24 protein-coding genes are annotated in these 26,221 nt (G+C 66.9%); 19 read left to right on the top strand and 5 right to left on the bottom strand.

The features are described from left to right. Window positions 1–97: 97 nt before the first annotated feature. The 3 genes from E4J16_RS12005 (at window position 98) to E4J16_RS11995 (ending at window position 5,011) form a co-directional block, all read left to right on the top strand. A complete protein-coding gene (locus tag E4J16_RS12005; protein ID WP_136314106.1) occupies window positions 98–1,450 on the top strand; it encodes an ABC transporter substrate-binding protein in 1,353 nt (450 codons plus the stop codon). A gap of 54 nt (window positions 1,451–1,504) precedes the next feature. After that, window positions 1,505–2,851 carry an extracellular solute-binding protein gene (locus E4J16_RS12000; RefSeq protein WP_136192567.1) on the top strand — a complete coding sequence of 449 codons (1,347 nt, stop codon included), beginning with the start codon at window positions 1,505–1,507 and terminating at the stop codon, window positions 2,849–2,851. A gap of 108 nt (window positions 2,852–2,959) precedes the next feature. Continuing rightward, window positions 2,960–5,011 carry a beta-galactosidase gene (locus tag E4J16_RS11995; RefSeq protein ID WP_136314105.1) on the top strand — a complete coding sequence of 684 codons (2,052 nt, stop codon included), beginning with the start codon at window positions 2,960–2,962 and terminating at the stop codon, window positions 5,009–5,011. A 6-nt stretch (window positions 5,012–5,017) separates the two neighbouring features. Here the strand turns inward: E4J16_RS11995 and E4J16_RS11990 are convergent, their stop codons facing one another. After that, on the bottom strand, window positions 5,018–5,407 hold the full coding sequence (locus E4J16_RS11990; RefSeq protein ID WP_073327704.1) for a winged helix-turn-helix transcriptional regulator: 390 nt from the start codon (window positions 5,405–5,407) through the stop codon (window positions 5,018–5,020). A gap of 65 nt (window positions 5,408–5,472) precedes the next feature. On the opposite strand from E4J16_RS11990, the gene E4J16_RS11985 reads away from it, so the two are divergent. From E4J16_RS11985 to E4J16_RS11960, 6 genes are all read left to right on the top strand, one after another. Continuing rightward, on the top strand, window positions 5,473–6,231 hold the full coding sequence (locus tag E4J16_RS11985) for a DsbA family oxidoreductase (protein ID WP_204519834.1): 759 nt from the start codon (window positions 5,473–5,475) through the stop codon (window positions 6,229–6,231). Further along, window positions 6,231–6,881 carry an MBL fold metallo-hydrolase gene (locus E4J16_RS11980; protein ID WP_136314104.1) on the top strand — a complete coding sequence of 217 codons (651 nt, stop codon included), beginning with the start codon at window positions 6,231–6,233 and terminating at the stop codon, window positions 6,879–6,881. Before E4J16_RS11985 ends, E4J16_RS11980 begins: the two co-directional genes overlap by 1 nt. Window positions 6,882–6,970: 89 nt before the next feature. After that, on the top strand, window positions 6,971–8,005 hold the full coding sequence (locus E4J16_RS11975; protein ID WP_136192565.1) for a LacI family DNA-binding transcriptional regulator: 1,035 nt from the start codon (window positions 6,971–6,973) through the stop codon (window positions 8,003–8,005). Between the two features lie 152 nt (window positions 8,006–8,157). Continuing rightward, window positions 8,158–9,432 carry an ABC transporter substrate-binding protein gene (locus E4J16_RS11970; RefSeq protein WP_136314103.1) on the top strand — a complete coding sequence of 425 codons (1,275 nt, stop codon included), beginning with the start codon at window positions 8,158–8,160 and terminating at the stop codon, window positions 9,430–9,432. Between the two features lie 74 nt (window positions 9,433–9,506). Further along, the gene (locus E4J16_RS11965) at window positions 9,507–10,424 is read left to right on the top strand and encodes a carbohydrate ABC transporter permease (RefSeq protein ID WP_073327698.1); all 918 of its coding nucleotides are present in this window, start codon (window positions 9,507–9,509) and stop codon (window positions 10,422–10,424) included. Window position 10,425: 1 nt separating this feature from the next. Next, window positions 10,426–11,325, top strand: coding sequence for a carbohydrate ABC transporter permease (locus E4J16_RS11960; RefSeq protein ID WP_136192563.1), 900 nt, complete (start codon window positions 10,426–10,428; stop codon window positions 11,323–11,325). 246 nt (window positions 11,326–11,571) lie between these two features. Here E4J16_RS11960 and E4J16_RS15990 read toward each other — a convergent pair whose 3' ends face one another. The 4 genes from E4J16_RS15990 to E4J16_RS11945 all read right to left on the bottom strand — a co-directional run bounded on the left by E4J16_RS15990 (window position 11,572) and on the right by E4J16_RS11945 (window position 14,992). Further along, window positions 11,572–11,694 (bottom strand): hypothetical protein, encoded by a 123-nt coding sequence (locus tag E4J16_RS15990; protein WP_275669549.1) that lies wholly within the window; start codon window positions 11,692–11,694, stop codon window positions 11,572–11,574. After that, window positions 11,681–12,205, bottom strand: a complete 525-nt coding sequence (locus tag E4J16_RS11955; RefSeq protein ID WP_136314102.1) for a DUF6301 family protein — start codon at window positions 12,203–12,205, stop codon at window positions 11,681–11,683. The genes E4J16_RS15990 and E4J16_RS11955 overlap by 14 nt, the downstream gene beginning before the upstream one ends. 85 nt (window positions 12,206–12,290) lie before the next feature. Continuing rightward, window positions 12,291–12,722 (bottom strand): hypothetical protein, encoded by a 432-nt coding sequence (locus E4J16_RS11950; RefSeq protein ID WP_136314101.1) that lies wholly within the window; start codon window positions 12,720–12,722, stop codon window positions 12,291–12,293. 29 nt (window positions 12,723–12,751) lie between these two features. Further along, window positions 12,752–14,992, bottom strand: coding sequence for a protease PrsW (locus E4J16_RS11945; RefSeq protein WP_168709502.1), 2,241 nt, complete (start codon window positions 14,990–14,992; stop codon window positions 12,752–12,754). Window positions 14,993–15,643: 651 nt separating this feature from the next. Here E4J16_RS11945 and E4J16_RS11940 point away from each other — a divergent pair. From E4J16_RS11940 to E4J16_RS11895, 10 genes are all read left to right on the top strand, one after another. Beyond that, window positions 15,644–16,090 carry an RbsD/FucU family protein gene (locus E4J16_RS11940; RefSeq protein WP_204519832.1) on the top strand — a complete coding sequence of 149 codons (447 nt, stop codon included), beginning with the start codon at window positions 15,644–15,646 and terminating at the stop codon, window positions 16,088–16,090. A gap of 14 nt (window positions 16,091–16,104) precedes the next feature. Then, window positions 16,105–17,022, top strand: coding sequence for a PfkB family carbohydrate kinase (locus tag E4J16_RS11935; RefSeq protein WP_136192560.1), 918 nt, complete (start codon window positions 16,105–16,107; stop codon window positions 17,020–17,022). A 211-nt stretch (window positions 17,023–17,233) separates the two neighbouring features. After that, complete coding sequence (locus E4J16_RS11930; RefSeq protein ID WP_136192559.1) at window positions 17,234–17,887, top strand: DUF2291 family protein; 654 nt, start codon at window positions 17,234–17,236, stop codon at window positions 17,885–17,887. Continuing rightward, the gene (locus E4J16_RS11925; protein WP_136314099.1) at window positions 17,884–19,479 is read left to right on the top strand and encodes a sugar ABC transporter ATP-binding protein; all 1,596 of its coding nucleotides are present in this window, start codon (window positions 17,884–17,886) and stop codon (window positions 19,477–19,479) included. The genes E4J16_RS11930 and E4J16_RS11925 overlap by 4 nt, the downstream gene beginning before the upstream one ends. Continuing rightward, a complete protein-coding gene (locus E4J16_RS11920) occupies window positions 19,476–20,597 on the top strand; it encodes an ABC transporter permease (protein ID WP_136314098.1) in 1,122 nt (373 codons plus the stop codon). The genes E4J16_RS11925 and E4J16_RS11920 overlap by 4 nt, the downstream gene beginning before the upstream one ends. Window positions 20,598–20,641: 44 nt before the next feature. After that, window positions 20,642–21,646: a D-ribose ABC transporter substrate-binding protein gene (locus tag E4J16_RS11915; protein ID WP_204519830.1), complete on the top strand. Its 1,005-nt coding sequence runs from the start codon at window positions 20,642–20,644 to the stop codon at window positions 21,644–21,646. Between the two features lie 164 nt (window positions 21,647–21,810). Continuing rightward, window positions 21,811–23,280 (top strand): FGGY-family carbohydrate kinase, encoded by a 1,470-nt coding sequence (locus tag E4J16_RS11910; protein ID WP_136314097.1) that lies wholly within the window; start codon window positions 21,811–21,813, stop codon window positions 23,278–23,280. 80 nt (window positions 23,281–23,360) lie between these two features. After that, window positions 23,361–24,344 (top strand): sugar phosphate isomerase/epimerase family protein, encoded by a 984-nt coding sequence (locus E4J16_RS11905; protein ID WP_136192555.1) that lies wholly within the window; start codon window positions 23,361–23,363, stop codon window positions 24,342–24,344. Window positions 24,345–24,392: 48 nt separating this feature from the next. Further along, complete coding sequence (locus tag E4J16_RS11900) at window positions 24,393–25,271, top strand: transketolase (RefSeq protein ID WP_136314096.1); 879 nt, start codon at window positions 24,393–24,395, stop codon at window positions 25,269–25,271. Beyond that, window positions 25,268–26,221 carry a transketolase family protein gene (locus tag E4J16_RS11895; protein WP_136192553.1) on the top strand — a complete coding sequence of 318 codons (954 nt, stop codon included), beginning with the start codon at window positions 25,268–25,270 and terminating at the stop codon, window positions 26,219–26,221. Before E4J16_RS11900 ends, E4J16_RS11895 begins: the two co-directional genes overlap by 4 nt.

Genomic DNA, 26,221 nt, shown 5'->3' with positions numbered 1-26,221 from the left:
CTCCTTCCGCCTGCCCCTGCGTCCTTCGACTACATCAACCCCCAACCCAAACACTCCCACCAGCACCGCAAGGGTGCGAACTGGAAAGGAAAATCCCATGACGATCGATCGTCGAATGTTTCTGCGCGCCGGCTCGGCCGTGGCCGTGGCCGGCGCTACCTCAGCTCTGCTGGCCGCCTGCGGCTCGGGCTCCTCGTCCTCCGGTGGGGCGGCCGACGTCGATCCCTCCGCCGCAGCCTCGGCCGCGGAGGCGGGCGGCGAACTGCTCGTGTGGGCGTGGGACAACACCATTGAGCCCTGCGCGCAGGCCTTCATGAAGAAGTACCCCAACGTCAAGGTCACGGTGACGAACGTCGGCACCTCCGCCGACCAGTACACGTCCTTGCAGAACGCGATTTCTGCAGGCAAGGGCGGGCCCGACGTAGCCCAGGTCGAGTACTACGCCCTGCAGCAGTTCTCCATCTCCGAGTCCCTGGCGGATCTGACCCAGTTCGGCGCCGCCGACTACGAGGGCACGTTCACCGAGGGGCCGTGGAGCTCCGTTCACACCGGTGAGGGCGTCTACGGCCTGCCCCTGGACTCCGGCCCGATGGCCATGTTCTACAACGAGGAGGTCTTCACCGAGCTCGGCGTCGAGGTCCCCACCACCTGGGACGAGTACCTGGATGCCGCCCGCAAGATTCACGCCGCCGACCCGAGCAAGTACATCGCCAGCGACACCGGCGACGCGGGCGCCACCCTGTCCGGGCTGTGGCAGGCAGGAGCGCAGCCCTACACGGTGGATGGAACCAACGTCACCATTGACTTCTCCTCGGACGAGGCCGAGAAGTTCTCCGAGCTGCAGACCACCCTGATCAAGGAGGGGCTGCTCGCCCCGATCTCCCCATGGACCGACGAGTGGTTCCAGGCCCTGGGCGACGGCACCATCGCCGCACTCGTGACGGGCGCGTGGATGCCCGGCAACTTCACCTCCTCCGTGCCGGGTGCCTCCGGCAAGTGGCGGGTGGCTGCCCAGCCCCGGTGGGACGCCAACACTCCTGCCTGCGCCGAGAACGGCGGCTCGTCCCTGGCGGTCATGGCAGCCTCCGAGAAGCAGGCGCTTGCGTACTCCTTCGTCGAGTTCTGCTCCGCCCAGGACGGCATCCAGATCCGCATCGACGGCGGCGCCTTCCCCTCCACGACGGCCGAGCTCGACTCCGAGGAGTTCCTGGGCAAGGAGTTCGAGTACTTCGGCGGCCAGAAGGCCAACGAGGTCCTGTCCCAGGCCGCCAAGGACGTGCTCCCCGGGTGGACCTACCTGCCCTTCCAGGTCTACGCCAACTCGATCTTCAACGACCACGTCGGCAAGGCCTACACGACTTCCGGCGCCACCACCATCGCGGAGGGCCTCGCCTCCTGGCAGGAAGCCTGCATCACCTACGGCAATCAGCAGGGCTTCACGGTCTCCTGACCGCGCACCCGTACACGTCATAGCTTGATTCGAATCACGAGAAGGGACTCCTTCATGCCTGTCGATCTCACCCGCCGCAGCGCCCTGTCGGCGCTGGGCGCCTCCGCCCTGGCCCTCACCCTCGCCGCCTGCTCCGGCTCCGAGAAGGACGCCAAGCCCGCCGCCGAAGTCGACCCCTCAGCCGCGGCCGCGGCGGCCGCTGCCGGCGGCGAGCTGCTCGTGTGGTCCTGGGAGCCCACCCTGAGCGACGTCGTCGCCGAGTACCAGCAGGCCTTCCCGAATGTGAAGGTGGAGCTGGTCAACGCCGGCACCGGCACCGAGCAGTACACGGCGCTGCAGAACGCCGTCTCCGCCGGGTCGGGTATCCCCGACGTGGCTCAGATCGAGTACTACGCCTTGCCGCAGTTCTCCCTGTCCGAGTCGCTCGCGGACCTGACCCAGTTCGGCGCCGCCGACCTGGCCGACTCCTACTCCGCCGGCCCCTGGGCGGCGGTCGCCTCCGAGGACGGCATCTTCGGCCTGCCCATGGACTCCGGGCCGGTAGCCCTGTTCTACAACGAGGAGGTATTCACCGAGGCCGGCGTTGCGGTCCCCACCACCTGGGAGGAGTACCTCGACGCCGCCCGCGCCATCCACGCCGCCAACCCGAACCACTACATCGCCAACGACATCGGTGACGCGGTCAAGACGCTCTCCCTGCTGTGGCAGGCCGGCTCACGCCCCTATACGGTGGACGGCACTACGGTCGGCATCGACTTCAGCGAGGAGGCCTCCCAGAAGTACGCCGAGCTGTGGACCACGCTGCTCAAGGAGCAGCTGCTCTACCCCTGCGCCGACTGGTCCGACGAGTGGTACCGGGGCCTGGGAGACGGCACCATCGCCTCCCTGGCCATGGGTGCCTGGATGCCGGCCTCCTTCGTAGGCGGCGTCGAGGCCGGGGCCGGCAAGTGGCGCGTGGCGCCGCTGCCGGCCTGGGAGGCGGGGCAGACCGCCTCCTCGGAGATGGGCGGCTCCTCGCTGGCGGTCACCGCCGCCAGCGATAAGCAGGCCCTGGCCTACCACTTCATCGAGTACGCCAACGCCGGGGACGGCGTCGCCAGCCGCATCGCCAACGGGGCCTTCCCTGCCACCACCGCGGACCTGACCAGTGAGGACTTTCTGTCCGCCGAGTTCGACTACTTCGGCGGGCAGAAGGCCAACGAGGTCTTCGCCGACAGCGCCGCGGCCGTCACCGAGGGCTGGTCCTTCCTGCCCTTCCAGGCCTACGCCAACTCCATCTTCAACGACTCGGTCGGCAAGGCCTACGAGTCCAAGGGCGCAACCTCCATCGCCGACGGACTGTCCGCCTGGCAGCAGGCCTGCGTCACCTACGGAAACCAGCAGGGGTTCAAGGTCTCCTGACCCGCCCCGGGGCGGCGCGCCGGAGGACGTGGCAGGGACCCCAACCCCGGCGCGCCGCCGCACACCACCGACAGAACGGCTCACGGCCGGCTCGCGACCAGACAGGGCATGATGAACAGCACCACCACCCGCCCCGCCTTCCCTCGGCGCCCGCGCCGCGAGGGCGCCGCCATCCACTTCGGCGCCGACTACAACCCCGACCAGTGGCCAGAGGCCACCTGGGAACAGGACATCGCTTTGATGCGGCGGGCGGGCGTAACCGTCGTCACCCTGCCGGTGTTCTCCTGGGCGCATATACAACCGGGCGAGGACTCCTGGGACTTCGGCTGGCTGGACCGGATCATGGACCGACTGGCGCAGGCCGGTATCGACGTCGACATGGCCACCTCCACCGCGTCTCCGCCCGCCTGGCTCACCTCCAAGCACCCCGAGGTACTGCCGGTCACCCGCACGGGGGAGACCCTGTGGCCGGGAGGCCGACAGCAGTGGCGCCCCACCTCACCCGTCTTCCGCCGCTACGCGCTGGAACTGACCCGCCGCATGGCCGAGCGCTACGCCGAGCATCCCGCACTGGCCGCCTGGCACGTCAGCAACGAACTCGGCTGCCACAACGCCTACGACTACTCAGAGGACGCCGCGGCTGCCTTCCGCGACTGGCTGCGCCGGCGCTACACCACGCTGGAGGCGCTCAACGACGCCTGGGGGACGGCGTTCTGGTCGCAGACCTACCACCGGTGGGAGGAGATACTGCCGCCCCGCCTGGCCGCCTCCGAGTCGAACCCCAGCCAGCTGCTGGACTTCCGTCGCTTCTCCTCCGACGCCCTGCGCGACTACCTGCGCGCCGAGAGCGAAGTGCTGCGGGCCATCACCCCCGACGTGCCGATCACCACCAACTTCATGGTCATGGGCGACACCGCCGCCATGGACTACCCGGGCTGGGACGAGGACGTCGACTTCGTCTCCAACGACCACTACCTGGACCCCGGCCCCGGCGGTATCGATGAGCTCGCCTTCTCCGCCTCCCTGACCTCCGCCATTGCCAAGGGTCGGCCGTGGTGGCTCATGGAGCACGCCACCTCCGCGGTCAACTGGCGTCCCGTCAACCCGCCCAAGGTTCCCGGGGAGCTGATGCGCGACTCCTTGACGCACCTGGGCCACGGCGCCGACGCCATCTGCTTCTTCCAATGGCGGGCCTCGCGGGCAGGCGCCGAGAAGTACCACGCCGCCCTGCTCCCGCACGCCGGAGAGGACTCGCGCCTGTTCCGCGACGTCGTCGCCCTCGGCAAGCGCCTGGAGGAACTGGCGGAGGTGGCGGGCAGCCCGGCCCTGCCCGCCCGCGCCGCGGTCGTCTTCGACTACGAGTCCTGGTGGACGCTGACCCAGGAGTTCCTGCCGCACACCCGTCTGGACTACCGCGGCCAGGCGCTGGACTGGTACCGGGCCCTGGTGGGCGCGGGACTGCGCGTCGACGTCGTCTCCCCGCGCAATAATCTGGCCGGCTACGACCTGCTGGTCGCCCCGCTGCTGCACATCATGCCCGCGGACCTGGCCGAGCGCCTGCGCGCCGCTGTCGCCGGGGGCAGCCACCTGGTGACGACCTACTTCTCCGGGACCGTGGACGAGCATGATCACGTGATCCTTGGCGGTTACCCCGGTGCCCTGCGCGACCTGCTCGGCATCCGCGTGGAGGAGTTCAGCCCGCTGCTCGACGGCGAGGCCGCCGCCCTGTCCGAAGGCGCCACCGGCCGCATGTGGACCGAGGCGGTGGAGGTCACCGCCGCCGACGTCCGGGTGCTGCGCCGCTACGTGCTGGCCCGCGGCATCGACCCGGGCACCCCCGCGGTCACGCGGCGCCCGGTGGGGCAGGGGTCGGCAACGTATGTCTCCACGCGCCTGGAGGGTGAAGACCTGGCGGAGCTGGTTGTCGAACTGCTTGCGTCCGCCGGCATCGGCCCGGACCTGCCCGAGCCGTTGCGCGGGCAGGTGATTGCCTCCGCCCGCCGCGGCGAGGCGGCAGACTACTGGACGCTCACCAACCGGGGGAACCACGACCTCGGGAGGGCCGCTGCCGTCGCCGGGATGTTGGGCGGCGTACCGCTGGGAGGCGCCGACTCCCTCGGCGCGAGCGACGCCGTCGTCGTACGGGTGCCGCGCAACTGAGCCGCCTCACCGCACCTGGGGAATACCCAACTCGTCGCGCGCGGCGCGCATCTGGGCGGCCTCGGCGCGCGAGAACTCGAACTCCGCCTCGCTCCAGTCCCACATCGCCTGGATGAGGGGCTTGAAACTCTCCCCGCGGCGGGTCAACCGGTACTCCACGCGGGGAGGCACCTCGCCGTAGTCGACGCGTTCCAGGAAGTCGTCCGCGACCAGCTCCCGCAGTTGCTTGGACAGGGTCGAGTCCGACACGCCGTGCAGGCAACGCTTCAACTGGCCGAAGTGTCTGACCTCGGCCAGGGCGACGTAGAAGAGAATCTCGATCTTCCACTTGCCGCCCACGACCTTCTGCAGGGACGCGATCGCGGGGCACCACTCGATCTTGGGGGCCTCGGCCATGCCGCTCCTATCCTTCGTGCCGCTAGTACTACAGAAAAAGATAGTACTAGCGGAACCGTAGCGCCATGAGTGACAGTTGCTCCAGATGCGCAGGCCGCGCCCAGCGCGCCGGCGCCCACAACCCCGAGGAGGAGCACATGAAGGTGACCTACTGGTCGGACTTCGCATGCCCGTACTGCTACGTAGGCGAGACCCGCCTGCACAAGGCGATCGAGTCGCTCGGCCTGGCCGACGACGTCGAGGTGGAGATGAGGGCCTTCGAGCTTTATCCGGACGCGCCCCGCGAGGTGCAGGGAACTACGCTTGACCGCTTCGCCAGGAAGTACCGGCTGACCAGGGCGGCTGCACGCCAGCGCATCGACTCCATCAGCGCGATGGGGCGGGCCGAAGGCATCGACTTCAACTACGCCACCACGCGCAACACCAATATGTTCGATGCGCACCGGCTCACCAAGCTCGCGCATGCGCAGAGCAACACCCGCTTCGAGGAACTCTGCTTCCACGCCTACTTCGTGGATAACGAGGTCATGTCCGACCGCGCCGTCCTGCAGCGCCTGGCCAAGCAGGCCGGACTGCCGGAGGCGGACGTGGAGCGCGTGCTGTCCAGTGACGAGTACGCCGACGCCGTGCGTGCCGATGAGCGCGAGGCGCACTCCATGGGGGTGAACGCCGTACCGTTCTTCGTGGTGGACGGCAAGTACGCCATTTCGGGTGCCCAGCCGATCGAGGAGATGACCCGCGTGCTCACAAACGCGCGCGACGCGGCGCTCGCGGAGGACACCGCCGCGGGCGGCGCCTGCGGCCCGGAGGGGTGCGCGATCTGATGGGGGTACAGGTTCGCCCGCTTCTGGCCCGGGGCGTGTTTGCCACCTACGGCTACTTCGTCGTCGACGAGGTCGCGCGACATGCGTTCCTGATCGACCCCGGTGCCCAGGCGAAGCTGTTTCTGCGTGCCGTGCGCGGGCATCAGTGGACCGTAGAGGCCATCGTGCTCACGCACGGCCACTTCGATCATGTCGGGGCCGTGGATGAGCTGCGCGCCGCCCTGGGCGTCCCCGTGCTGGCGCATGCGGAATCCAAGCGCTATTTGACCGACCCCGATCTGAACCTGTCCGCCGCCCACGGTGCGCCCCTGCGGGTCCACGGTGTGGAGAAGTTCCACCACGGCGATCGCCTGGCCCTGGGGAAGAGTTCGAACGTCGAACTCGAGGTCCTGCACGTTCCCGGGCACACCGATGACTCCTGCGCCTTCTACTGCGAACAGGCCGGCTTCGCGGTGGTTGGTGACACGGTATACGAGGGAGGCCCCGGGCTGACCATCTTTCCGACGGGGGATGCGGGCAAGCTCCGTGAGAGCCTGGAGACCAGGCTGCTCACGCTCCCCGACGGCACGGAACTGCTGTCGGGACACTCCCTCCCCATCACGGTCGCGCGCCTCGGGCGCGCGGTACGACGGTGCGACGCGGCCGAGTGACTCGGGGCCGACTACCCTGAGCGGCATAGGGCAAGCCGCGACGAGAAGGCTCGGTGCGGCCGGGAGCAACCGAGAAGGATTTGGGCAGCATGGCGCGCGTGGAAGGCAGACGACCCAGCATGGTCGACGTCGGTCGTGCCGCCGGAGTGTCCGCTCAGACCGTCTCGCGTTACTTCAACGGCGGATATGTCTCTGCCGACGCCAGTGCGCGCGTGGAGGCCGCCGTAAATGCGCTGGGGTACGTGCGCAATCGCATTCCGCTGCAGATGAAGGCGCGGCACACGAACCTGATCGGGCTAGTGCTGCTGGGGCCGCTCAATTACGGCAATTCCGGGATCATGGGCGGCTTGACGCGTGCGGCTCGGGAGGCCGGACAGGCGGTGATGATCTCCCACATGGAACGCGATCCCGCCACAAGCGCAGAGTCCTGGGCGGCACTCCTGACAGAGGTGGACACGCTGTTGTCCATGCGCGTGGACGCCCTGATCGTGGGCTCCCCGTATGACAGCATCAAGCGGATCATTGATTACGTGGATGGCGCGGTCCCGCTAGTAACTCTGGCGGAGTTGCCTGACAAGGCCGTAGACGCCGTTGGCCCCTACTCCTACGAGGCCTCCTGTGCGGTCATGCGGCACCTGATCGCGCTGGGGCACCGCCGGATCCTGCACATATCGGGGCCATCCGACCGGGCACAGGCGGTCGCCCGGCGGCGCGCCTACGAGGCGGAGATGACCGCCGCCGGCCTGGAGGGGTTGCCGGTGCTGGAGAGTCGTGAGTGGAACGCCGCCTCCGGAGCCGAATGTGCTGGGCGGGTGGAGGCGGGATCGTTCTCCGCCGTCTTCGCGGGAAGCGACACCATTGCTCTGGGATTCATCAGTGCACTGCGCCAGCGGGGACTCATAGCGCCCCGCGACTATGCGATTGCAGGCTTCGATGACATGCCCGACGCACAGTTCATGGATCCTCCGCTCACAACTGCACGTATCGACTTCGAGCGGATTGGTGAGGTAGCGCTGCGGCGCGCCGTCGCCGACGTAACCGGCGTCAGCTACGACGACGATGCGCCGCGGCCCGAGTTGGTGGTGCGCGCTTCGACGGCCGGACACCTGGGCGCGCTGGGCTGAGTCGACCTCGGTGCGAATACGCAACCGCAGCCCTTGACAGCAGCGCACAGCCTGTTACGCTTAACAGTGTCCATTCAATGTCGAATGAACATGAGACTTGCCGTTGTCCGGCACTGCCGCCGCACGACGGCTTCAACGCCACAGGGGACATCATGAAAACAACTCTCACTCGCCGTCACGCCATCGGGCTCGGTACCGCCCTCCTCACTGCCGGCGCTCTCGCCGCCTGCGGACGCCAGGGAGGCGGCTCATCCAGAGGCGGAGAGGACTCCCTGACCCTCTGGGTCGGTGCACTCGAGGACTCTCAGAAGCAAGACATCGACCGCCTGGTTGCGGCCTTCAAAGAGGCCAACAACATCACTGTCAACTATGAGACCCACTCCACCGACTCCCTCAAGGAGTCCATGCGTCAGGTGTCCGGCACCAACGCCGGACCAGACATCTACTGGTATTGGGAGGGGCCGGGACTCGGCGGAGACCTCGTCGAGGCGGGCATGAGCCTGGACCTGAGCGACTACTACCAGCGGTACGGCTGGGAGGATCGCTTCACCGCCGCCTCCCTGGCAGGCATCACCCAGTACGGCGGTTACCACGGCATCCCCTGGACCCTGCAGGCGCAGGCCCTGTACTACAACAAGGCTCTTTTCAAGCAGGCCGGCATCACTGCCGAACCGGCCACCTATGAAGAGCTCATTGGCGCCTGCGACGCCCTCAAGGCCGCTGGCATCACGCCGATCGAGTTCGGCGGCACCGTCAACTGGCATGTCATGCGCCTGCTTGACTCACTCATTGAGACCAAATGCGGTGCCGACGTCGCCAGAACCCTGGTCACCGACAAGACGGGCTGGGCCACCGAGCCCGGCGTCACGGAGGCCTTTACGGAGCTCAAGACCTGGGCGGACAAGTACTTCAACACCGGCTACATGTCCATCTCCAATGACGACTCCAGCCTCCTGTTCTGGAACGGGCAGGCCGCCATGGCCCTGGAGGGCACCTGGTTCGACGCCCAGTGCGTGGACAACGGCATGGATCCGCAGGAGGTCGGCATCTTCCCCTTCCCCACCGGAACCGGGCGCCTGTACGGCTTCGGCGAGGGCTTCTACATCAATGCCAACACCTCCAAAGCTGACCTGGCCGCATCCTTCCTCGACTTCGTGACCTCCACCGAGCAGATGCGCGGCAGCGGCGGCGCCTGGGCTGCTGTGAGTGTGAACAAGGACGTCGAGGTCTCCAAGGACAACCCGCTTGACGCGCTGTGGCCCCCAATCCTGGAGTCCTCGGAGGAGATGTACAACAACTTCGATCAAGCCCTCAGCTTGGATGAGACGACCGAGTACTGGCGCATCCAGAACGCCGTCCTCATCGGTGATATGGCCCCGGAGGAGGCCGGCCCGGCCATGCAGAAGTTCATCGACGCCAACTCCTGATCGGCCGGTACCGCGCGAGCGGACAGGCCAGTTCAGGTCCGATCCGCGCAACAAACTCAGCGAAAGAACTTCTCATGGCAACAGCTCAAACGGCGTCAGCGCCCGTACGGGCCATCAAACAGCACCGCGTGCTGCGTTCCCTGCCCTACCTGGCCCCGGCGGCCCTGCTGTACGGCATATTTCTGCTGTATCCGATGATTGACTCGGTACGGCTGTCTTTCTTCTCCTGGTCCGGCTACGCCACCGCCGCCCAGGAATTCGTCGGGCTCAAGAACTATCGGTACCTGCTCACGCAGGACACGGTGTTCTGGACTGCCCTCAAGAACTCAATGATCTGGGTGGTGCTATCGGTAGCCATCCCCATGGTGCTGTCCCTCCTCATGGCTCTGGCCCTCAACCAGCGCATATGGGGGCGCAATGCCTTCCGCTCGATCTTCTACATCCCGAGCGTTTTCGCATCCATCACGGTGGCAGCGATCTGGCGGTGGATCTACAACCCCACCATGGGCGTTATCAACCAGGTACTCGAGGCGGTCGGTCTGGGCGGACTGGCCCACGAGTGGTTGGGTGACCCACGCACCGCCCTGTACTCCATCTTTGTCGCCTCGGTATGGCAGGGGGTCGGCTTCAACATGGTGCTCTTCCTCGCCGGTCTGCAATCCGTGCCGGCCGAGCTCGTGGACGCGGCCAAGGTTGATGGGGCGGGCCGTTGGCAGGTCTTCCGCAACGTGACCTGGCCCGCGCTGCGACCGACGACCGTCGTCGTTGTCATTCTGACCATTATCAACTCGCTGAAGGTCTACGACCTGGTGGTCGGCATGACCGGGGGAGGACCGGCGCAGTCCAGCCAGGTTCTCGCCCTGTGGTCGTACCAGCAGTCCTTCTCCAACCACAACTTCGGGGCCGGCGGCGCCGTCGCCACCGTCCTGCTGATTCTCTCGCTGTGCCTGGTGGTCCCCTACCTGGCCTGGTCCATGAAGGGGGAGGACTGAGATGACTGCTATTCCCGTTGTCCGCACCACTGCCGGTCTCGACGACGGCGCGATCGCCGCCGCGCCGAACCGGCCGCCACGCGACTGGGCCACCATTGGACTGTGGGTGGCGCTGCTGATCACGGCGGCGTTCTGGCTGGTGCCCTTCGCCGTCATGCTGCTCACCTCCTTCAAGAGTCGAGCGGACCTGGCGAGCGGATCTACGCTCGGTTTGCCCTCGCAGTGGCTCTGGAGCAACTATGCCGACGCCGTCGACACCGGTGACTTGTGGATCAGTGGCAGTAACAGTCTGCTGGTCTCGGTCATCAAAGTGCCGTTGGGCCTGCTGCTCGCAGCACTCGCGGCCTACGCATTGGCCCGAATCCATATGCGGCGGGCCAAGTGGGTCGTCGCCGTCTTCGCCGTCGGCTCTATGGTGCCCATCCAAGTTGCCCTCGGTCCCATGTTCCAGCTGCTGCTGAAGGCGGACCTGCTGGACACTTATGTGGGCCTGATCCTGCCCTATCTCGCCTTCGGCGTTCCGTACCAGGTCTTCATGCTCTACGGCTCCTTCCGGGCCATACCCGATGAGATCGAGGAGTCCGCCCGGCTCGACGGCGCCTCCACCTTCCGCATCTTCTGGCAGATCTGCTGCCCGCTGATCAAGCCGACCCTGGCGGCGTTGTTCGTCCTGGACTTCGTGTCCACCTGGAACGAGTACGCCATGGCGTCCACGATTCTGCAATCGGGATCGATGGCGACTATCCCGCTGGCTGTGCAGAACTTCTCCGCCCAGCACGGCACCGACTACGGGCCGCTGAACGCCTTCATCATCATGACGGCGATCCCGGTGCTGATCGTCTACCTGCTGTTCCAGCGCTACTTCGTCTCCGGAGCCTTCTCCGGGGCGGTGAAGGGCTGAGCCTGCCGGTTGTGTTGACGACAGGGCTCGGCGTCGGGCGGTCGACGAGGAGAACTGAGAACGGGGGCGTTTGGTGGCCAACATTGTCAGAAACGGTGACAAACGCCGGATTCGGTGCCCCGTTGGGATTTTGCAGCCGCATGATTCCAACGTTTCGTGAGTCGTGGGCCAGCGCCTCGGGGTCGTTTGTCACCGTTTGTGACAATGCGGGCGCGGTGTACCGGACTGGACCGTCCGGGCACGGACTCATTCGATGGCGCGCTCGGCCGGGAGGATGCGCATGCCGTGCGAAGGGACATTCCCGTGGTGGTTCGGGCCGACGTCGGCGGTGGTGTTGCCGGGTGAGGTGCCAGGGTCAGTCGTCGACATAGTCCTCACCGTACTTCTCAATGTAGTACAGCTCCTGTTGGTCGATCGCGGTGACTTCGGGTGAGTCCAGCATCGCCCTCATGATTTTGCTTGAGGCGAGGAGGCTTACGGTGACTTGGTTGTTGAGAATCCAGTCGGTTTGGAGGACGTCGCTTCGGTCGCCGGTCTGCTTGCCGGTGCCGTACAGCTGCGTGAGTGCGTCGGCGGTGGCGTCGTAAGCCTGCCATAGAGATGAAGACCAAGGACTGTTTGGTTCGGCCTGCAGGTTGCGGGAGCAGAGTGGTATCGATACCCCGCTGCACTGACCGTGCAGACGCGACATGTGTCCGTCTTCTTGTCCGTTGGTGGATAGTTCGGTGGTGAAGAAGCGTCCGTCGTCGGGGGCGGGTGTCCAGCCGAGTTTGTCGCGGGTGGCGTAGGCGGTCTCCCAGGTGATGGGCCAGTCGAGCTCGGCCCAGGCGCGGATCCACTCGATGGCGCGCTCGACGGGAAGTATTTTTATCTCGGTCATGGTGGGCGGCTTCTGCTGAGGCCATGTGCGGTGAGGCAGAGGTGTCTGTGGATGGGGGTGCAGGTGGTGGGGCGGAGGTGCCGGCTTAGTTGCCGAAGTACTCCGGGTACTCGACCGTCGGGTCGTGCTCGGCGTGGTCTACCCACGAGGCGCGAATTTCGTCGGCTGTGATGCCTGGTGCGAGTACGACGTGACCGGTGAAGAATGTGTCCGTGAGCCAAAGTACGAGATTCGGATCAGGATTGAGAGAACGCACCCACGCGGCGACCTCGGCTACCCCTGGTTGGTTGAATGGCCCGGAGCAGGAAATGACCTTGTTCTCCGGAAAATGACATATCTCCACCTCATGTCCTTCGAAAACAGGGTACGCGTCGGCGTCGGAGTCCTCTGGGCTGAGGCCCGCTTGTACGATTCGGCATCTAGGCCACTGGGCCCGTGCTGCGCGGATGAATGTGTCCTTGTCGGCAATTGTCAGGGTGGTGGGTCCCGGGGGTAGTATTGAATATCGCTCGCTCATGACTATATCCTAACTCCAATGTTGTGTTGTCAAGGAACTACCTTGATGATGAGTGGGAAGTCGTGCCCGAGTATGCTGCGGGCGCGTTGGCCGAGGAACTCTGCAGCTTTGTCGGTGTTGGTGACGATGGTAAGGCCTCCAAGGGGGTTGTTCGGGTTGAGTATCGCTTGGCCGTAGCGTCTTATCTCACGGTCGAAGTCCTTGTACAAGAATTCTGGCCTGCCGCCTTCGTATAGTGCTCCGGAGCCTCCTTTGGTGTGTTTGGCGTCGAAGGCTATGGCGATGTTGCCGTCGGCGGTCACGGCGTCGGCGATTATTGTTTCGTCTCCGACGCCTGTTGGGATGACGCGTTCGACGTCGGTGCCCAGGACTCGGTGCTGGTATTGGATTGCGGTGGTTGATGGTTTGCGCACTACGGGCTGCAAGTTATTGATCCAGTCGCGTACGCCCTGCTCGGTCCAGGTGCGAGTGGTGGTGCGGCTGGTTTGGTGTGTGAGGGTTCGGGTGTTGCGGCGTGCGGTGCGGGTGAGGGCGACGTTTTCGGCTGCAGTGCGGGCGGCTTTGCGGGTTGTGAGTCCGAGGGCGGAGCCGGGTATGAAGGTCAGGGCGAAGTCGGCCCCGTCCAGTAGGAGTTGTTCCCAGGTGGCGTTGGTGGCGTAGGAGCGTGTGGCGGTGGCGGGGTCTTGGAGGAAGGTGGCGATGCCGCGCCCGTGGGATAGGGCCCAGGTGCCTACGCCGACGGCCCCGAGTGCCGCGGTCACGGACAGGCCCGCCCAGGCCAGGGCGAGGACGGCGAGGGCGGTGACCAGGATCTGACCGGGCATGCCCAGGGAGTCCCACCACTGCGCGAGCCCGTCCAGCAGGCCGGCGAAGAAGTAGGGCCAGTCGGGCTGCTGGAGCCAGGAGCCGATGTGCTGGGCGAGGGCGGTGCCGTACCACCAGCAGGCCGCCAGCATCACCGCTGCGACTGCGAGTGCGATTAGGCGGAAGGTGTTGCGCGCGGCCGGTTCGGTGCCGGGGGTGGTCACGGTCATGGCGTCCTGTCGCACTCCGCGCACCTGGGCGCCCATGGCGCGGCCCTCGGCCATGCGCGCCCTGCGGGTCAGGGTCCGGTCCCCGTAGGCGGCGGCGATGATCACCAGGTCGGACCAGGCGTAGGCGGCCAGCCACACCAGGGCCTGCGCCGGGGCCCGCAGGGCGGCGGGAGCACCGGTCATGGGCAGGTCGGGCGCTTTGGGGGCCTCCAGGGCGACGTCGCCGAACACGCCGGCGCGGTGGCGGCGGCGGGCGTCGACCGTCATGCAGGTGATGAACAGGGCCACGGAGATGGTGATCTGGGTGTGGCCCTGCCCGCGCACCTGCCAGGCCAGGCGTATCCAGGTGGGGATGGCGGTGTCCTGGTCGGCCCAGCCGGTCCAGCCGACGGCGGCGTTGTAGCAGGCATGATCCACTATCGCCGTCGTCAGCATCGCTGCTGGCGGTAGCCAGGCGACGGCGCGCCACCAGGGCTTTTTCGTGCGCCACAGGGCCAGGCCCAGGGCGACGCCCATGGCAACCCCCATGGTGGGGACCTGGTGCCCGGTGGTCATCGGCCCTGCGGGGGCTGCGTCGATACCCAGAATCTGTTCGGCCCAACTGCCCCCAGACAGTTGGAACGCCCCGGCTGTCCACGGGTTCAGCGAGTAGTGGAGCCGGTTCTCGCCCAACAGCTCGGCGAGCATGCCCGGTGGTGCCAGGCGGCGGGCGCCGTCCTCGGCGATGGTGAAGCCCGCCCCGGTAGCGAATCCCAGCAGCGCCCAGTCCACCGCCGCCAGGCGTCTGATCCGGCCCGGCGCCACCACCGCCAGAAGCAGCAGCGGCAGCAGTTTGCCCGGTTCCTCCACAAACGCTGCCAGTGCGATGCGGGCGCCGTCATCGGTGGTGGACAATCCGATCGACTCACCGATCGCCCGGGTGGCGTGGGCTATCAGTAGTGACCAGGGCACGCTGATGCCCATCAGCAGCAACAGCGGCCGCAGCCCCAGGGTGCGGGTGCGCGCCAGCAGTCCCACCACCAGCAGGCAGCCGGTCATCAACAGCGCGGGCACTAGCCCCAGCGTCAGGCGCGGCACCACCACCAGTGCAATCACTCCCAGTACCAGTGCCACGGTGGAGACCACCCGCTGAGCCCGCACCACCGCGCGTGCGAAACCCGCATGGTGCGCCCACCAGCCCCGCCAGCCCTCCAGCGCCCGTTCCCACCACTCCGCCGGAACATCCAAAACCGACAAGACATGATCCGTACCCGCCGCAGCACGCGCCCCGGGACCGGGCGCGCCCACACCCTCCGGCGGGGGCGCTGCTAACGCAGACACAGGCGCGGGCGCGGATGCAGGCGCTGACGCAGGCACCACAAACCCATACCCCTGCACAGACCCTGCGGGCACACCAGAACCGACCGCCGACGCCGCCGCCCCAGCAGCAGGAACGGGTGCGCCGGAAGAACTAGCGCTGGGTGCACCGCCCGGCATCACCCCATACGCACCCGGCGGCACAGCAGCATGCCGACCCCGCACCACCGGGCCCGACTCCGGTGCGATCCCGGGCCGCCCACCGGGCTCGCCCCCGCCCGGTACCGCCGCATACCGACCCCGCACCGGCTCCGGCGAAGGACCTGGTGGAGGCGCCGGGACGCCCCCGTCCATCGCGGATACGGAACGGTCCCGCCAGGCGCCACTGTCATCGGCCGCTGCCTCGCGCCGGACGCCGTCGTCAACCATGAACCAGCCCTTTCAGGGACCAACAGGGATAATGACGAAACCGTAACGTACGTCGACCCGTCACGCCAGGTGCCTTCGAGACCCTGGGGTGCGCGCGAGGGGCCCCGGAACCCAGGCAGCGTTAAGGTGACGCCAGCGTCGGCACTACCTTCAAAGGAGAGAATGATGCTCAAAGGAATCAATACCCTGATGACGCCCGAACTGCTGGGCGTGCTGGCCCGTATGGGGCATGGCGACGTCATCGCCGTCGTCGACTCCAACTACCCCGCCTACGCCACTGGCAGGCCGGTCATCCCCATGCCCTCGCTGAACAGTCCCGAGGCCGTGCGGCTGGTGGTCGAACTCATGCCGCTCGACACCTTCGTCGAGGCGCCCGTGCGCTACATGATCGGCGAGGGTGATACCGAGTTGCGCGAGGTGACCCGCGACGTCCTCGCCGTGGCCACGGAACTCGAGGGGCGCGAGATCTCCGGTGCCGCCATGGAACGCTTCGACTTCTACGAGGCCGCTCGTTCCGCCTCCGCGGTCATTCACACCCAGGAGACCCGGCCGTACGGCTGCTACCTGCTCACCAAGGGCGTGCTGCCGAGCTTTGGGCCGCAGGACTGACAAGGAGGGACCATATGTCCGCGCATGTAGTTGTAATCGGCTCCATCAACCAGGACGTCACGGTCACCGTTGACCGCTTCCCCGAACCGGGGGAGACCCTTTACAGCCGTTCGCTCAGCTATCGGCTCGGCGGTAAGGGCGCCAACCAGGCCGCCGCGGCAGCCCACGCCGGCGCCCGCGTCCGCTTCGTCGGACGCGTCGGCTCTGACGCCGCCGGCCCAGCGCTGCGTGAGGAACTCGCCGGTCATGGTGTCGATGTGAGCGGCCTGCTGGTAGACGAGGGGACCACCGGCTCCGCCTTCATCACCGTGTCCGCCACCGGGGAGAACACGATTGTCATTGACGCGGGTGCAAACGGCCGGGTGACTTCCGAGCAGGTCGACGCCGCAGCTCTGCAAGCAGGAGACGTCGTCGTCCTCCAGGGTGAGATTCCGGCCGCCGCCAATGCGGCCGCCATCGCCTCCGCTCGCGGGGCCGGGGCGACGACGATTCTCAACCTCGCGCCGGTCTACGGCATCGCCGCGGAGGATCTCGCCGCAGTGGACATCCTCGTGGTCAATGAGACCGAGGCCGGTCTGGTTCTCGGCCGTCCCGCCCCGCGTGGCGCAGCGGAGGCGCTTGACGCCGCCGCCCAGCTGACCGAGCGGGGTCCGCGTCGCGTGCTGATTACGCTCGGGGGCGCCGGCGCCGTCTGGTACGACGCCGCGGTTGCCGGTGGTCCACAGGGCGCACACGTTGACGCGATCTCCGCGGGTCCGGTGGTCGACACCACCGGTGCGGGGGATGCCTCCGTCGGAGCGCTGGCGGCTGCCCTGACACTCGGGCTGGACTTTGAACGGGCCGTGGCGGAGGCCATGCGGGCGGGCTCGGCGGCGGTGCTATCCGCAGGCGCGGCTGCCTCCTACGGTGCCATCGAACCCATCAGGATCTGAACCGCAGCGGCGTGAGTGCGCCACAGAAGCTCGGGGCCCGCCGGACGTCGGCCGGCCCCGAGCTGTTTCTGCGCTCGTGTCCCCAGCCGTTATGAAGTTGACAGGAACGAGACCGTGGGTGACACTAGAGCTGTCATTCATGGACGAATGAATATGTCAACGCAGGCGGATCGTCCCGAATCCGCCACGACAGAGCGAGGAGGCTCAAGCGGTGGCACGAACTAACAAGACACGACGCGGGCGCCCCTGGGGTGTCATCTTCAAGGTCGTCGGAGCGGTGGTGATACTCGCCATCTGCTTCCTCGGCACCACCTTCATGACCCCGAAGGAGGCGGAAGCCGTGCTCACAGCCGGATCGACGGATCCCGTCGCATACGCCAACGAGCACTACGACTCCACCATTGCGTACGTCAATGACAACGCCACCGACCTGGCGGGGCTGCTCGAAGATCTCCAGGAGGACGAGGAGGGCGCCAGCGAGGAGCTCGGCCACCGTGACGGTGAGGCCGCGTACACCTTCGCTGTGACCACCACCGGCACCGTGGAGGAGGGCGGCTTCGGTCAGGTCAATCTTGCGGTCGACGGCGTTCCCTCCGGCGTCACCGTATCCGTCCAGACGGGGCCCGCCGTGATGGGCACGGCTCTGCGAGACGTCACCGGTGAGGTCACCTTCGACATGTTCGAGAACCAGATCGACTACGCCCAGGTGGGGCTGTCCCTCAACGATCCCCTCAAGACCGGAGTGCTCGCCGAGAACGACCTGGGCTCCATGATCGGCCAGAAGATCACCGTCGTGGGTGCCTTTGCGTACTCAGACCCGGCGCACGTCGTGATCACCCCAATCTCTATTGAGGTGGCGTCATGACCGTAAGCGAGAAGGCCCCCGTCGTCCTCGCCGGCCGCGACATCACCAAGGCCTTCGGGGCGACTCACGCCTTGCGCGGCGTCGACTTCGAGATTCACCGGGGTGAGGTAGTGGCCCTCATCGGAGAGAACGGGGCCGGCAAGTCCACCCTGATGAAGATCCTCTCCGGAGTGCAGCCGCCGACCTCCGGCACGATCGAGCTCGACGGCGAGCCCATCACCTTCACCGACACCACCGATGCCGTTGCGCACGGAGTCGCCATCGTCCATCAGGAGCTCAACCTCTGTCCCAATCTTTCGGTGGTTGACAACATCTTCCTCGGCCGTGAGATTGCCTCACCTACAGGCATCTCGCGCTCTCGGCAGCGGGAGCAGGCCGCCGCGGCGCTCGCACGCCTGGAAGAGCCGATCGACCCCAACGCCCTCGTGGGCGACCTGCGGCTGGGGCAGCAGCAGCTCGTCGAGATCGCCCGCACCCTCGTCGAGGGGGCGCGCGTGCTCATCATGGACGAGCCCACATCGGCGCTCTCGGCCACGGAAGTGAAGGTGCTCTTCCGCATCATTCGCGAACTGACCGCGGACGGCGTCGCCATCGTCTACATCTCTCACCACATGGACGAGTGCCTCGAGATCGCGGACACCGCGGTCATCCTGCGCGACGGCCGGCACGTGGCCACGGCGCCCATGGCGGACGTGGACCTGCCCTGGATCGTGAAGACCATGGCGGGACGGGATCAATCCGATCTGTTCACGGCGATCACCGCTACTCCCGGCGAACCGATCCTGGAGATAGAGGACCTGGTGGTACCGGATCCCGCGAACCCGTCGCGCATCGCGGTTGACAACCTCTCGCTCACGGTGCGTGAGGGGGAGATCGTTGCCATTTATGGGCTCATGGGTGCCGGGCGCACCGAACTGTTGGAGACGCTCGCGGGACGGCATACCGCCGCATCCGGCCGGATCCTGCTCGATGGGCAGGACATATCCCATGCTCCAATCGGCGAGCGGATCGACGCCGGACTCGTCCTGTCCCCGGAGGACCGGCAGGCCGACGGCATCGTCCAACTCATGAGCGTAGGCCGCAACATGAGCCTGGCGGCGTTGCGCATCCTCACCCGTAATGGGCAGGTCAAGCGCAAGCAGGAGGACAAGGAGATCAATCACGGCATCGAGGCCGTCCGCATTAAGACCGAGTCCCCAGGCATCGGGATCACCTCCCTTTCCGGGGGCAACCAGCAGAAGGTCGTCATCGCCAAGGCGCTGATGACTGCACCCCGCATGCTGCTCATGGACGAGCCCACCCGCGGAATTGACATCGGCGCCAAGTCGGACATCTTCTCCACCATGGCCGAGGTGGCGGGAACCAAGGTCGGCGTCCTGTTCGCCACCTCCGAACTGTCCGAGGCGCTGGGCGCCTCCACCCGCCTGATCGTCATGGCCCGCGGACGCATAGTGGCCGACTTCGACCCGCGCACCACCACCCGCGACCAGGTCATGGCCGCGACCGGCGAACAGATCACAGCTACCGACGACGAAGCCGCGAGCGCAGACAACGCCGCGACGAGTGACACGAAGGACGAGGACCAAGCATGACACCCGCATCCACCCACAAGTCCGGCCTGCGCATAGGCAATCGGAGCATCGGCGAGTTTCTGATGGCGCAGCGCGCCTTCATCGCCCTGCTTGTGCTGATCGTCATCTTCGCCTCGCTGTCCGACTCCTTCCTGACAACCACCAACCTGGTGACCATGACCAAGCACGTGGCCTACAACGCGCTGCTCAGCCTGGGCATGCTGCTGGTCATCCTCACCGGCGGCATCGACCTGTCCATCGGATCGATCGTCGGCCTGTCCGGCGTTATCGCCGGCGTCATGCTCAAGGGCATGCACCTGTCGGTCTTTGACATCAACGCCTACCCGTCGGTGCTGGTGGTCGTCATTGTCGCCTTGGTGGTGGGCACCTTCGTCGGTGCGATCAACGGGCTGCTGATCACAAGATTCAGCGTTGCCCCCTTCATCGCCACCCTGGGCACCATGTATATGGCGCGCGGCGCGGCGCTGCTCATCTCCAAGGGAGCCACCTACCCGGACCTGGCGGGCGAGGAGGCCTTCGGCAACACGGGATTCTCCTTCCTGGGGGTGTCCCGGCCGCTCGGGTTGCCCACCAGTGTCTGGCTGATGATCATCTTCGCGATCGTCGTCGCCCTGGTGGTCGCCCGCGCCCCCTTCGGCCGCTGGCTCTACGCCGTGGGCGGCAATGAGCGTGCCGCCGAGCTCTCCGGTGTGCCCGTCAAGCGCGTCAAGATGCGGGTGTATATGGTCTCCGGCTGCATGGCCGCTCTGGCCGGACTCATCATCGCCTCCGAACTCACCGCTGCCGCACCGGCTGCCGGTGAGACCTATGAGATGAACGCGATCGCCGCCGTCGTCATCGGCGGGGCCTCGCTTGCGGGCGGGCGAGGGGACGTCAAGGGCGCCCTCATCGGCGCCTTCGTCATCGGCTTCCTGAACGACGGCCTGGTCCTCGTGGGCGTGTCCTCGTTCTGGCAGACCTTCCTCAAGGGCCTGGTCATCGTCCTGGCCGTGATGCTCGACCAGGGGCAGCAGCGCCTCGAGCGTTCTCGTGCCGCCGCCCAGGCCGCACAAGAAGTCAAACGGGAGGCCGCCCGCATTCAGCGGGCCGAGGTCAGTCCCGGCGACGCCTCCGCCTGATCCCGTCGAACTGTGAAACAAGCAGAGAAGAAGCGGAACCCATCATGACATCTACCATCACCTCCATCAGCTCATCCATGAGCCCGATCCCTCGCCGCACCGTATTGCGCGCAGGCGCATTCGGAGCGCTCACGATCTCCCTCCTGCCCGGCCTGGCCGCCTGTTCCGCGGGCGGTGACTCCAACTACTTCGCGGTCATCACGCCTTCGCATGACAATCCGTTCTTCAAAACGGAGGCCGAGGCGGCCGTTGCCGCCGCTCGGAAGCTCGGCTACACCGCCGACGCCTTTTCCCACGACGACGACGTAAACAAGCAGTCCGAGCTGTTCGACTCCGCGATCTCCCGGAATGCCGCGGCGATCATCGTGGACAACGCGGGCGCCGACTCCACCGAGGGTGCGGTCCGCAAGGCCGTTGAGGCGGGCATCCCGGTCTTCTTGATCGACCGGGAGATCAATACCTCCGGCCTTGCCGCCGCACAGATCGTGGCCAACAACTCCCAGGGTGCAGCGCTCGTTGCGGAGAAGCTCGCGGACACCCTCCAGGGGGCGGGCCGCTACTACGAGCTCTTCGGGCGGGAGACGGACACCAACGCCCAGGTCAGGTCCACGGCCTTCCATTCCGTGCTCGACCAATATCCGGACATGGAACTGGTCGGTACCGAGACGGCCAACTGGGACCAGCAGCTCGGTTATCAGAAGGTCGAGACGCTGCTCCAGCGCGACGCCGACGTCCAGGCGATCATCTGCGGCAACGACACCATGGCGGTGGGCGCCGTCGCCGCGGTGCAGCAGGCCGGTAAGACCGACGACATCCTGGTGATCGGCTTCGACGGCTCTCCGGATGCTGTCAAGGCGATCAAGGAGGGCACGATGCTCGCCACCGGTATGCAGCCGGCCGTGCACATCTCCGAGATGGCCGTGGAGCAGGCGGACGCTTTCATTAAGAACGGCGAGACCGGGAAGAAGGAGAAGCAGCTCGTGGACTGCATCCTGATCGACGGGTCGAACGCTGATCGCTACACGCTCTTCGAACTTGAAGAGGAGTGAGTGTCGGTAGCTCGCGCCGCGGTCAGGGGAGGTCTCGGGCCGAATCGGCCTCGGCCCGGGGCTTCCCAACCACGACGGCACCTGCTAGGCTCACATCTAGATTCAACGAGGAATAAAAATGCCAAGCGCTGGCCGCGCTCGGCACGCAGGAAAGGAGGCGCTGCATGAGCGATGCGGCTCGACATGCGCCCGGGGGAACGGCAGGTCCCTACGTCCTCGCCCTCGACGAGGGCACTACCAACGCCAAGGCCTTCGCCATCGCCCCAGACGGCTCAATCCTGTCCTCCGGCTCGGCTCCGGTCGCCGTGTCCTACCCACGCCCCGGCTGGGTGGAGCAGGATGCGGACGCCGTATGGGCCGCCCAGTGCGCCGCCATCCGGGAGTGCCTGGCCGGGGTCGTGGGTACGCCGGCCGGCATCACCATCTCCAACCAGCGTGAGTCCGTGGTCGCCTGGGATGGCGGCACCGGCCGGGCGTTGGCCCCGATGCTCGGTTGGCAGGACTCTCGCACCGCCGAGTTCTGCGACTGGTTGCGTTCCCCGGAGCGTGAATTCGCCGTCGCCTCCACCACCGGCCTGAGCCTGGATCCCATGTTCTCGGCGCCCAAGATGCGCTACCTGCTTGATCAGGTCGGTTCGGGGCCGGTGCGCATCGGCACCGTGGATGCATGGCTGGTAAGCCGCCTGACGGGTCAGTCCGCCTACGTCATTGAGGCCGGCAACGCCTCCCGGACGCTTCTGTTGGACCTCGCCGCGCTCGACTGGTCGCCCGCCATGTGCGAGCTGTTCGGCGTCGATCGTGCCGCGCTGCCCGACGTCGTCGCCTCCAACGCCGATTTCGGCGTCACTGCCGGGCTGGACTTCCTGCCCGACGGCGTGCCGATCGTGGGTGTGCTCGGGGACTCCCATGCCGCCCTGTTCGGCCATGGCTGCCGCAACACCGCCGAGGGCAAGGCCACCTATGGCACGGGCTCATCGGTGATGATTCCCTCCGGTACGGACCGCTCCGTCCGCACCGGGGTGTCCACCACCTTGGCCTGGCTCACCGACGCCCCCATGTACGGGCACGAGGGCAACATCGTCGCCTCCGGCACCGCCATGGACTGGACCGCCCGCCTGCTGGGCGTGAACCCCGGCCGCGAGTTGGATGAGTTGGCCGCCACCGTGCCCGACTCCGGCGGCGTCAGTCTGGTGCCCGCCTTTACCGGACTGGGGGCTCCTTGGTGGGACCGCCAGGCCGTTGGCGTCATCTCCGGGCTCACCGCCGGCACGAGCCGTGGCCACGTCGCACGCGCCGCCCTTGAGGCCGTCGCCCATCAGATCGCCGACGTCGTGGACGCCCTGGACACCTCCGACCTGCAGGTTCTCCACGCCGACGGCGGCGCCACCGCCTCCCGCCTGCTCATGCAGTGCCAGGCGGACCTGCTCGGCCGCGACGTGGTCGTGGCCGCCAATGCGGAGGTCTCCGCCCTGGGTGCCGCCCTCATGGGCTTCACCCGACTGGGTTGGGAGCTGCCGGCGGTCGCGCAGCAGGAGGGCAGTCGCTACCGCCCGGCCTTCGAGGACGGTGCCCGCGCGGCCGCACGCTCACAATGGCGCGACGCGCTGGCTCGCTCCCGGGCCGTGCCCGCCTGACCGGCGGTCATCAACCAACCATCCGACAAGATCACCAACACCGATACACCGACACAACAACGACTGGAGTTGAACAAACAATGTCTGACACCCCCGTTTTCGGCGCAGGCCTGTGGAACTTCGCCACCTACGTGGACCGTTACGCCACCGACGGCTACGGCGACCCCCGCTCCACCATCGAGCAGATCGAACTGGCCGCCGAGGTCGGCGACATCAGCTACGTGGATCTGAACTACCCCTTCACGGCCGGCGTGAGCCTCGACGACGTCAAGGCTGCCCTGGAGCGCACCGGCCTGAGGGCCATCGGCGTCACCCCGGACATCTACCTGCGTGAGCACCAAATGGGCGCCTTCACCAACCCGGACCCGGACAAGCGGGCCTCAGCCATGGCGATCATGCAGGGCGCCGCCGACGCCGTGCGCGAACTCGGCGCCCGCTATGTCAAGATCTGGCCCGGGCAGGACGGCTTCGACTATCCCTTCCAGGTGGACTACAAGGAACTCAGCCGCCTGGCCGTGGAGGGCATGCGCGATCTGGCCAAGGCCAATCCCGACCTGAAGTTCGTCATCGAGTACAAGCCCCGTGAGCCCCGCACCCACATGTTCTGGTCTTCGGCGGCCAAGACCGTGCTCGGCATCCAGCAGATGGGTGTGGACAACGTCGGCGTGCTCCTCGACTTCGGACACGCCCTGTTCGGCGGTGAGGCCCCGGCCGAGGCCGCCCAGCTGCTCATCGACCACGGCCTGCTGTGGGGCATGGATGTCAACGACAACTACCGCGGCTGGGACGACGACATGGTCGTCGGCACCGTCCACATCACCGAGATCTTCGAGTTCTTCCACACGCTGAAGAAGAACAACTGGGAGGGCGTGTGGCAGCTGGACCAGTTCCCCTTCCGGGAGGACGTGGTGGACAACGCCCGTACCTCCATCCGCTTCCTCAAGGCCCTGCACCGCGCCCTGGACAACCTCGACGAGGCGGCCCTCGCCGACGCCCAGGCCCGCCAGGATCCGCTCGCCGCGCAGCGGGTCGTGCAGGACGCGCTGTTGACCTGCATGGCCTGAGGCTCCGGGCCGACCCCATCACGCCCAATGCTCTAGGAGTAAAGAACCATGACAGTTTCTGTTGAACTGCCCGTCCTCGGGCGCACCACGCCCGACATGAGCCGGGAGGAGGTGATCGCGCACATCAAGGAGGGAGCGCGCCTCATCCGCCGCAAGGACCTCACGCTGGTGGCGAATGCTCGCATGGGCCACCTCGGCGGTGAATTCTCCATCACCGACGTACTGGCAACCCTTTACCTCCACATCCTGAATGTGACCCCGGAGAACCTGCACGACCCCGAGCGCGACCGTCTGATCCTTTCCAAGGGGCACGCGGCCTGCGCCCTGTACACCACGCTCGCCGCAGCCGGCCTGCTGGATGTGGCCGATTTGGAGACCTTCGTGCAGCCCGAGTCCCGACTCAACGGCCACCCAAACCGGCTGTACGTGGATGCCGTGGAGGCCAACACCGGGCCGCTGGGGCACGGTCTGCCGATCGCCGTCGGCCAGGCCATCGCCGCCCAGCTGGACGGCTCTCCCCGCCGTGTATTCGTCCTGACCGGTGACGGCGAACTGCAGGAGGGCTCCAACTGGGAGGCACTCATGTTCGCCGCCCAGCGCGGCCTGGCGAACCTCTGCGTGGTTGCCGACCGCAACCGCCTCCAGCAGGGCGCTACCACGGAAGACACCAACGATCTGACTCCGCTGGATGACAAGGCCCGCGCCTTCGGTATGGAGGTGGTGGATGTTGACGCGCACGACATCGGCGCCCTGCTGGATGCCTTCGCCGCCGTACCAGCCGCCTCCGGCAAACCCACCTTCATCATCGCCCACTCTCACAAGGGACACCCGATCTCCTTCATGTCCGACGCCGTCGCCTGGCACCACAAGCTGCCCACCGACGCCGAGGTGGAGCAGGCACTAGCAGAACTGGAGGCACTGGCATGACCGCCATCGCCGAAGCGAACCCCCTGTACGACTGCCGTGACGCCTTCGCCGACGTCCTGACGGAACTGGGGGAAGCGGACGAGCGCGTCGTCGCCGTCGTCAACGACTCCGTGGGCTCCTCCAAGCTCGGTGGGTTCGCCAAACGCTTCCCCGAGCGCATTATCAACGTGGGTATCGCCGAGCAGAACCAGGTGGGCGTGGCCGCGGGACTCGAGGGCGGCGGCCGACTACCGATCGTCTCATGCGCCGGCTCCTTCCTGTCCGCCCGGGCGATGGAGCAGGTCAAGATCGACGCCGCCTACTCATACCGGCACATGGTGCTCACCGCCCAGAGCCCGGGCCTGGCCTATGGACAACTCGGCAGCACCCACCACAGTGCGGAGGACGTGGCCTGGATGCGGGTCATCCCCAACATGACGGTGATCGTTCCCGCCGATCCGGTCGAGACCGCCGCCGCCGTCCGCTGGGCGGTTACCGAGCACGACGGCCCCGTCTACATACGCATCTCACGGATGAAGGTGCCCGCCGTACACGCCGATGACTACGTGTTCACCCCGGGACGGGCAACCACGCTGCGCGATGGTGACGACCTGACCATCATCACCAATGGCACCGTGCTGCACCGGGCACTCGCCGCTGCAGACGCACTTGCCCAAGAGGGCATCCGTGCGCGCGTGCTGTCCATGGCCTGCGTCAAGCCGCTCGATGAGGATGCGGTGCTGTCCGCCGCTCGTGAGACGGGCCGGATCATTACCGCCGAGGAGGGACTCGCCGCCGGTGGGCTCGGGGGCGCGGTCGCCGAACTGGTTACCGCCAACCAGCCCGTGCCGGTGAAGCGAATCGGCATCCCAGACACCTTCGCGCCCACCGGCTCGGAGGGCTGGCTCATGGACCACTGGGGGATCAGCGCCGACGGCATCACGGCCGCCGCCGAGGAGCTGCTCGCCTAA

The sequence above is a fragment of the Actinomyces procaprae genome, assembly GCF_004798665.1.
Classification (GTDB): Bacteria; Actinomycetota; Actinomycetes; order Actinomycetales; family Actinomycetaceae; genus Actinomyces; species Actinomyces procaprae.
Note: the sequence above shows the minus strand (reverse complement) of the source record. Positions and strands in the feature narration are given on the sequence as shown.

Coding starts and splice junctions, on each gene's coding strand:
- E4J16_RS11985 (WP_204519834.1), top strand. CDS start 5,473: ATGAGTGACAGTTGCTCCAGATGCGCAGGCCGCGCCCAGCGCGCCGGC.
- E4J16_RS11915 (WP_204519830.1), top strand. CDS start 20,642: ATGACATCTACCATCACCTCCATCAGCTCATCCATGAGCCCGATCCCT.
- E4J16_RS11970 (WP_136314103.1), top strand. CDS start 8,158: ATGAAAACAACTCTCACTCGCCGTCACGCCATCGGGCTCGGTACCGCC.
- E4J16_RS11995 (WP_136314105.1), top strand. CDS start 2,960: ATGATGAACAGCACCACCACCCGCCCCGCCTTCCCTCGGCGCCCGCGC.
- E4J16_RS11900 (WP_136314096.1), top strand. CDS start 24,393: ATGACAGTTTCTGTTGAACTGCCCGTCCTCGGGCGCACCACGCCCGAC.
- E4J16_RS11935 (WP_136192560.1), top strand. CDS start 16,105: ATGTCCGCGCATGTAGTTGTAATCGGCTCCATCAACCAGGACGTCACG.
- E4J16_RS11920 (WP_136314098.1), top strand. CDS start 19,476: ATGACACCCGCATCCACCCACAAGTCCGGCCTGCGCATAGGCAATCGG.
- E4J16_RS11905 (WP_136192555.1), top strand. CDS start 23,361: ATGTCTGACACCCCCGTTTTCGGCGCAGGCCTGTGGAACTTCGCCACC.
- E4J16_RS11910 (WP_136314097.1), top strand. CDS start 21,811: ATGAGCGATGCGGCTCGACATGCGCCCGGGGGAACGGCAGGTCCCTAC.
- E4J16_RS11950 (WP_136314101.1), bottom strand. CDS start 12,722: ATGAGCGAGCGATATTCAATACTACCCCCGGGACCCACCACCCTGACA.
- E4J16_RS11990 (WP_073327704.1), bottom strand. CDS start 5,407: ATGGCCGAGGCCCCCAAGATCGAGTGGTGCCCCGCGATCGCGTCCCTG.
- E4J16_RS11940 (WP_204519832.1), top strand. CDS start 15,644: ATGATGCTCAAAGGAATCAATACCCTGATGACGCCCGAACTGCTGGGC.
- E4J16_RS15990 (WP_275669549.1), bottom strand. CDS start 11,694: ATGTCGACGACTGACCCTGGCACCTCACCCGGCAACACCACCGCCGAC.
- E4J16_RS11955 (WP_136314102.1), bottom strand. CDS start 12,205: ATGACCGAGATAAAAATACTTCCCGTCGAGCGCGCCATCGAGTGGATC.
- E4J16_RS11965 (WP_073327698.1), top strand. CDS start 9,507: ATGGCAACAGCTCAAACGGCGTCAGCGCCCGTACGGGCCATCAAACAG.
- E4J16_RS11960 (WP_136192563.1), top strand. CDS start 10,426: ATGACTGCTATTCCCGTTGTCCGCACCACTGCCGGTCTCGACGACGGC.
- E4J16_RS12000 (WP_136192567.1), top strand. CDS start 1,505: ATGCCTGTCGATCTCACCCGCCGCAGCGCCCTGTCGGCGCTGGGCGCC.
- E4J16_RS11895 (WP_136192553.1), top strand. CDS start 25,268: ATGACCGCCATCGCCGAAGCGAACCCCCTGTACGACTGCCGTGACGCC.
- E4J16_RS11975 (WP_136192565.1), top strand. CDS start 6,971: ATGGCGCGCGTGGAAGGCAGACGACCCAGCATGGTCGACGTCGGTCGT.
- E4J16_RS11980 (WP_136314104.1), top strand. CDS start 6,231: ATGGGGGTACAGGTTCGCCCGCTTCTGGCCCGGGGCGTGTTTGCCACC.
- E4J16_RS11925 (WP_136314099.1), top strand. CDS start 17,884: ATGACCGTAAGCGAGAAGGCCCCCGTCGTCCTCGCCGGCCGCGACATC.
- E4J16_RS12005 (WP_136314106.1), top strand. CDS start 98: ATGACGATCGATCGTCGAATGTTTCTGCGCGCCGGCTCGGCCGTGGCC.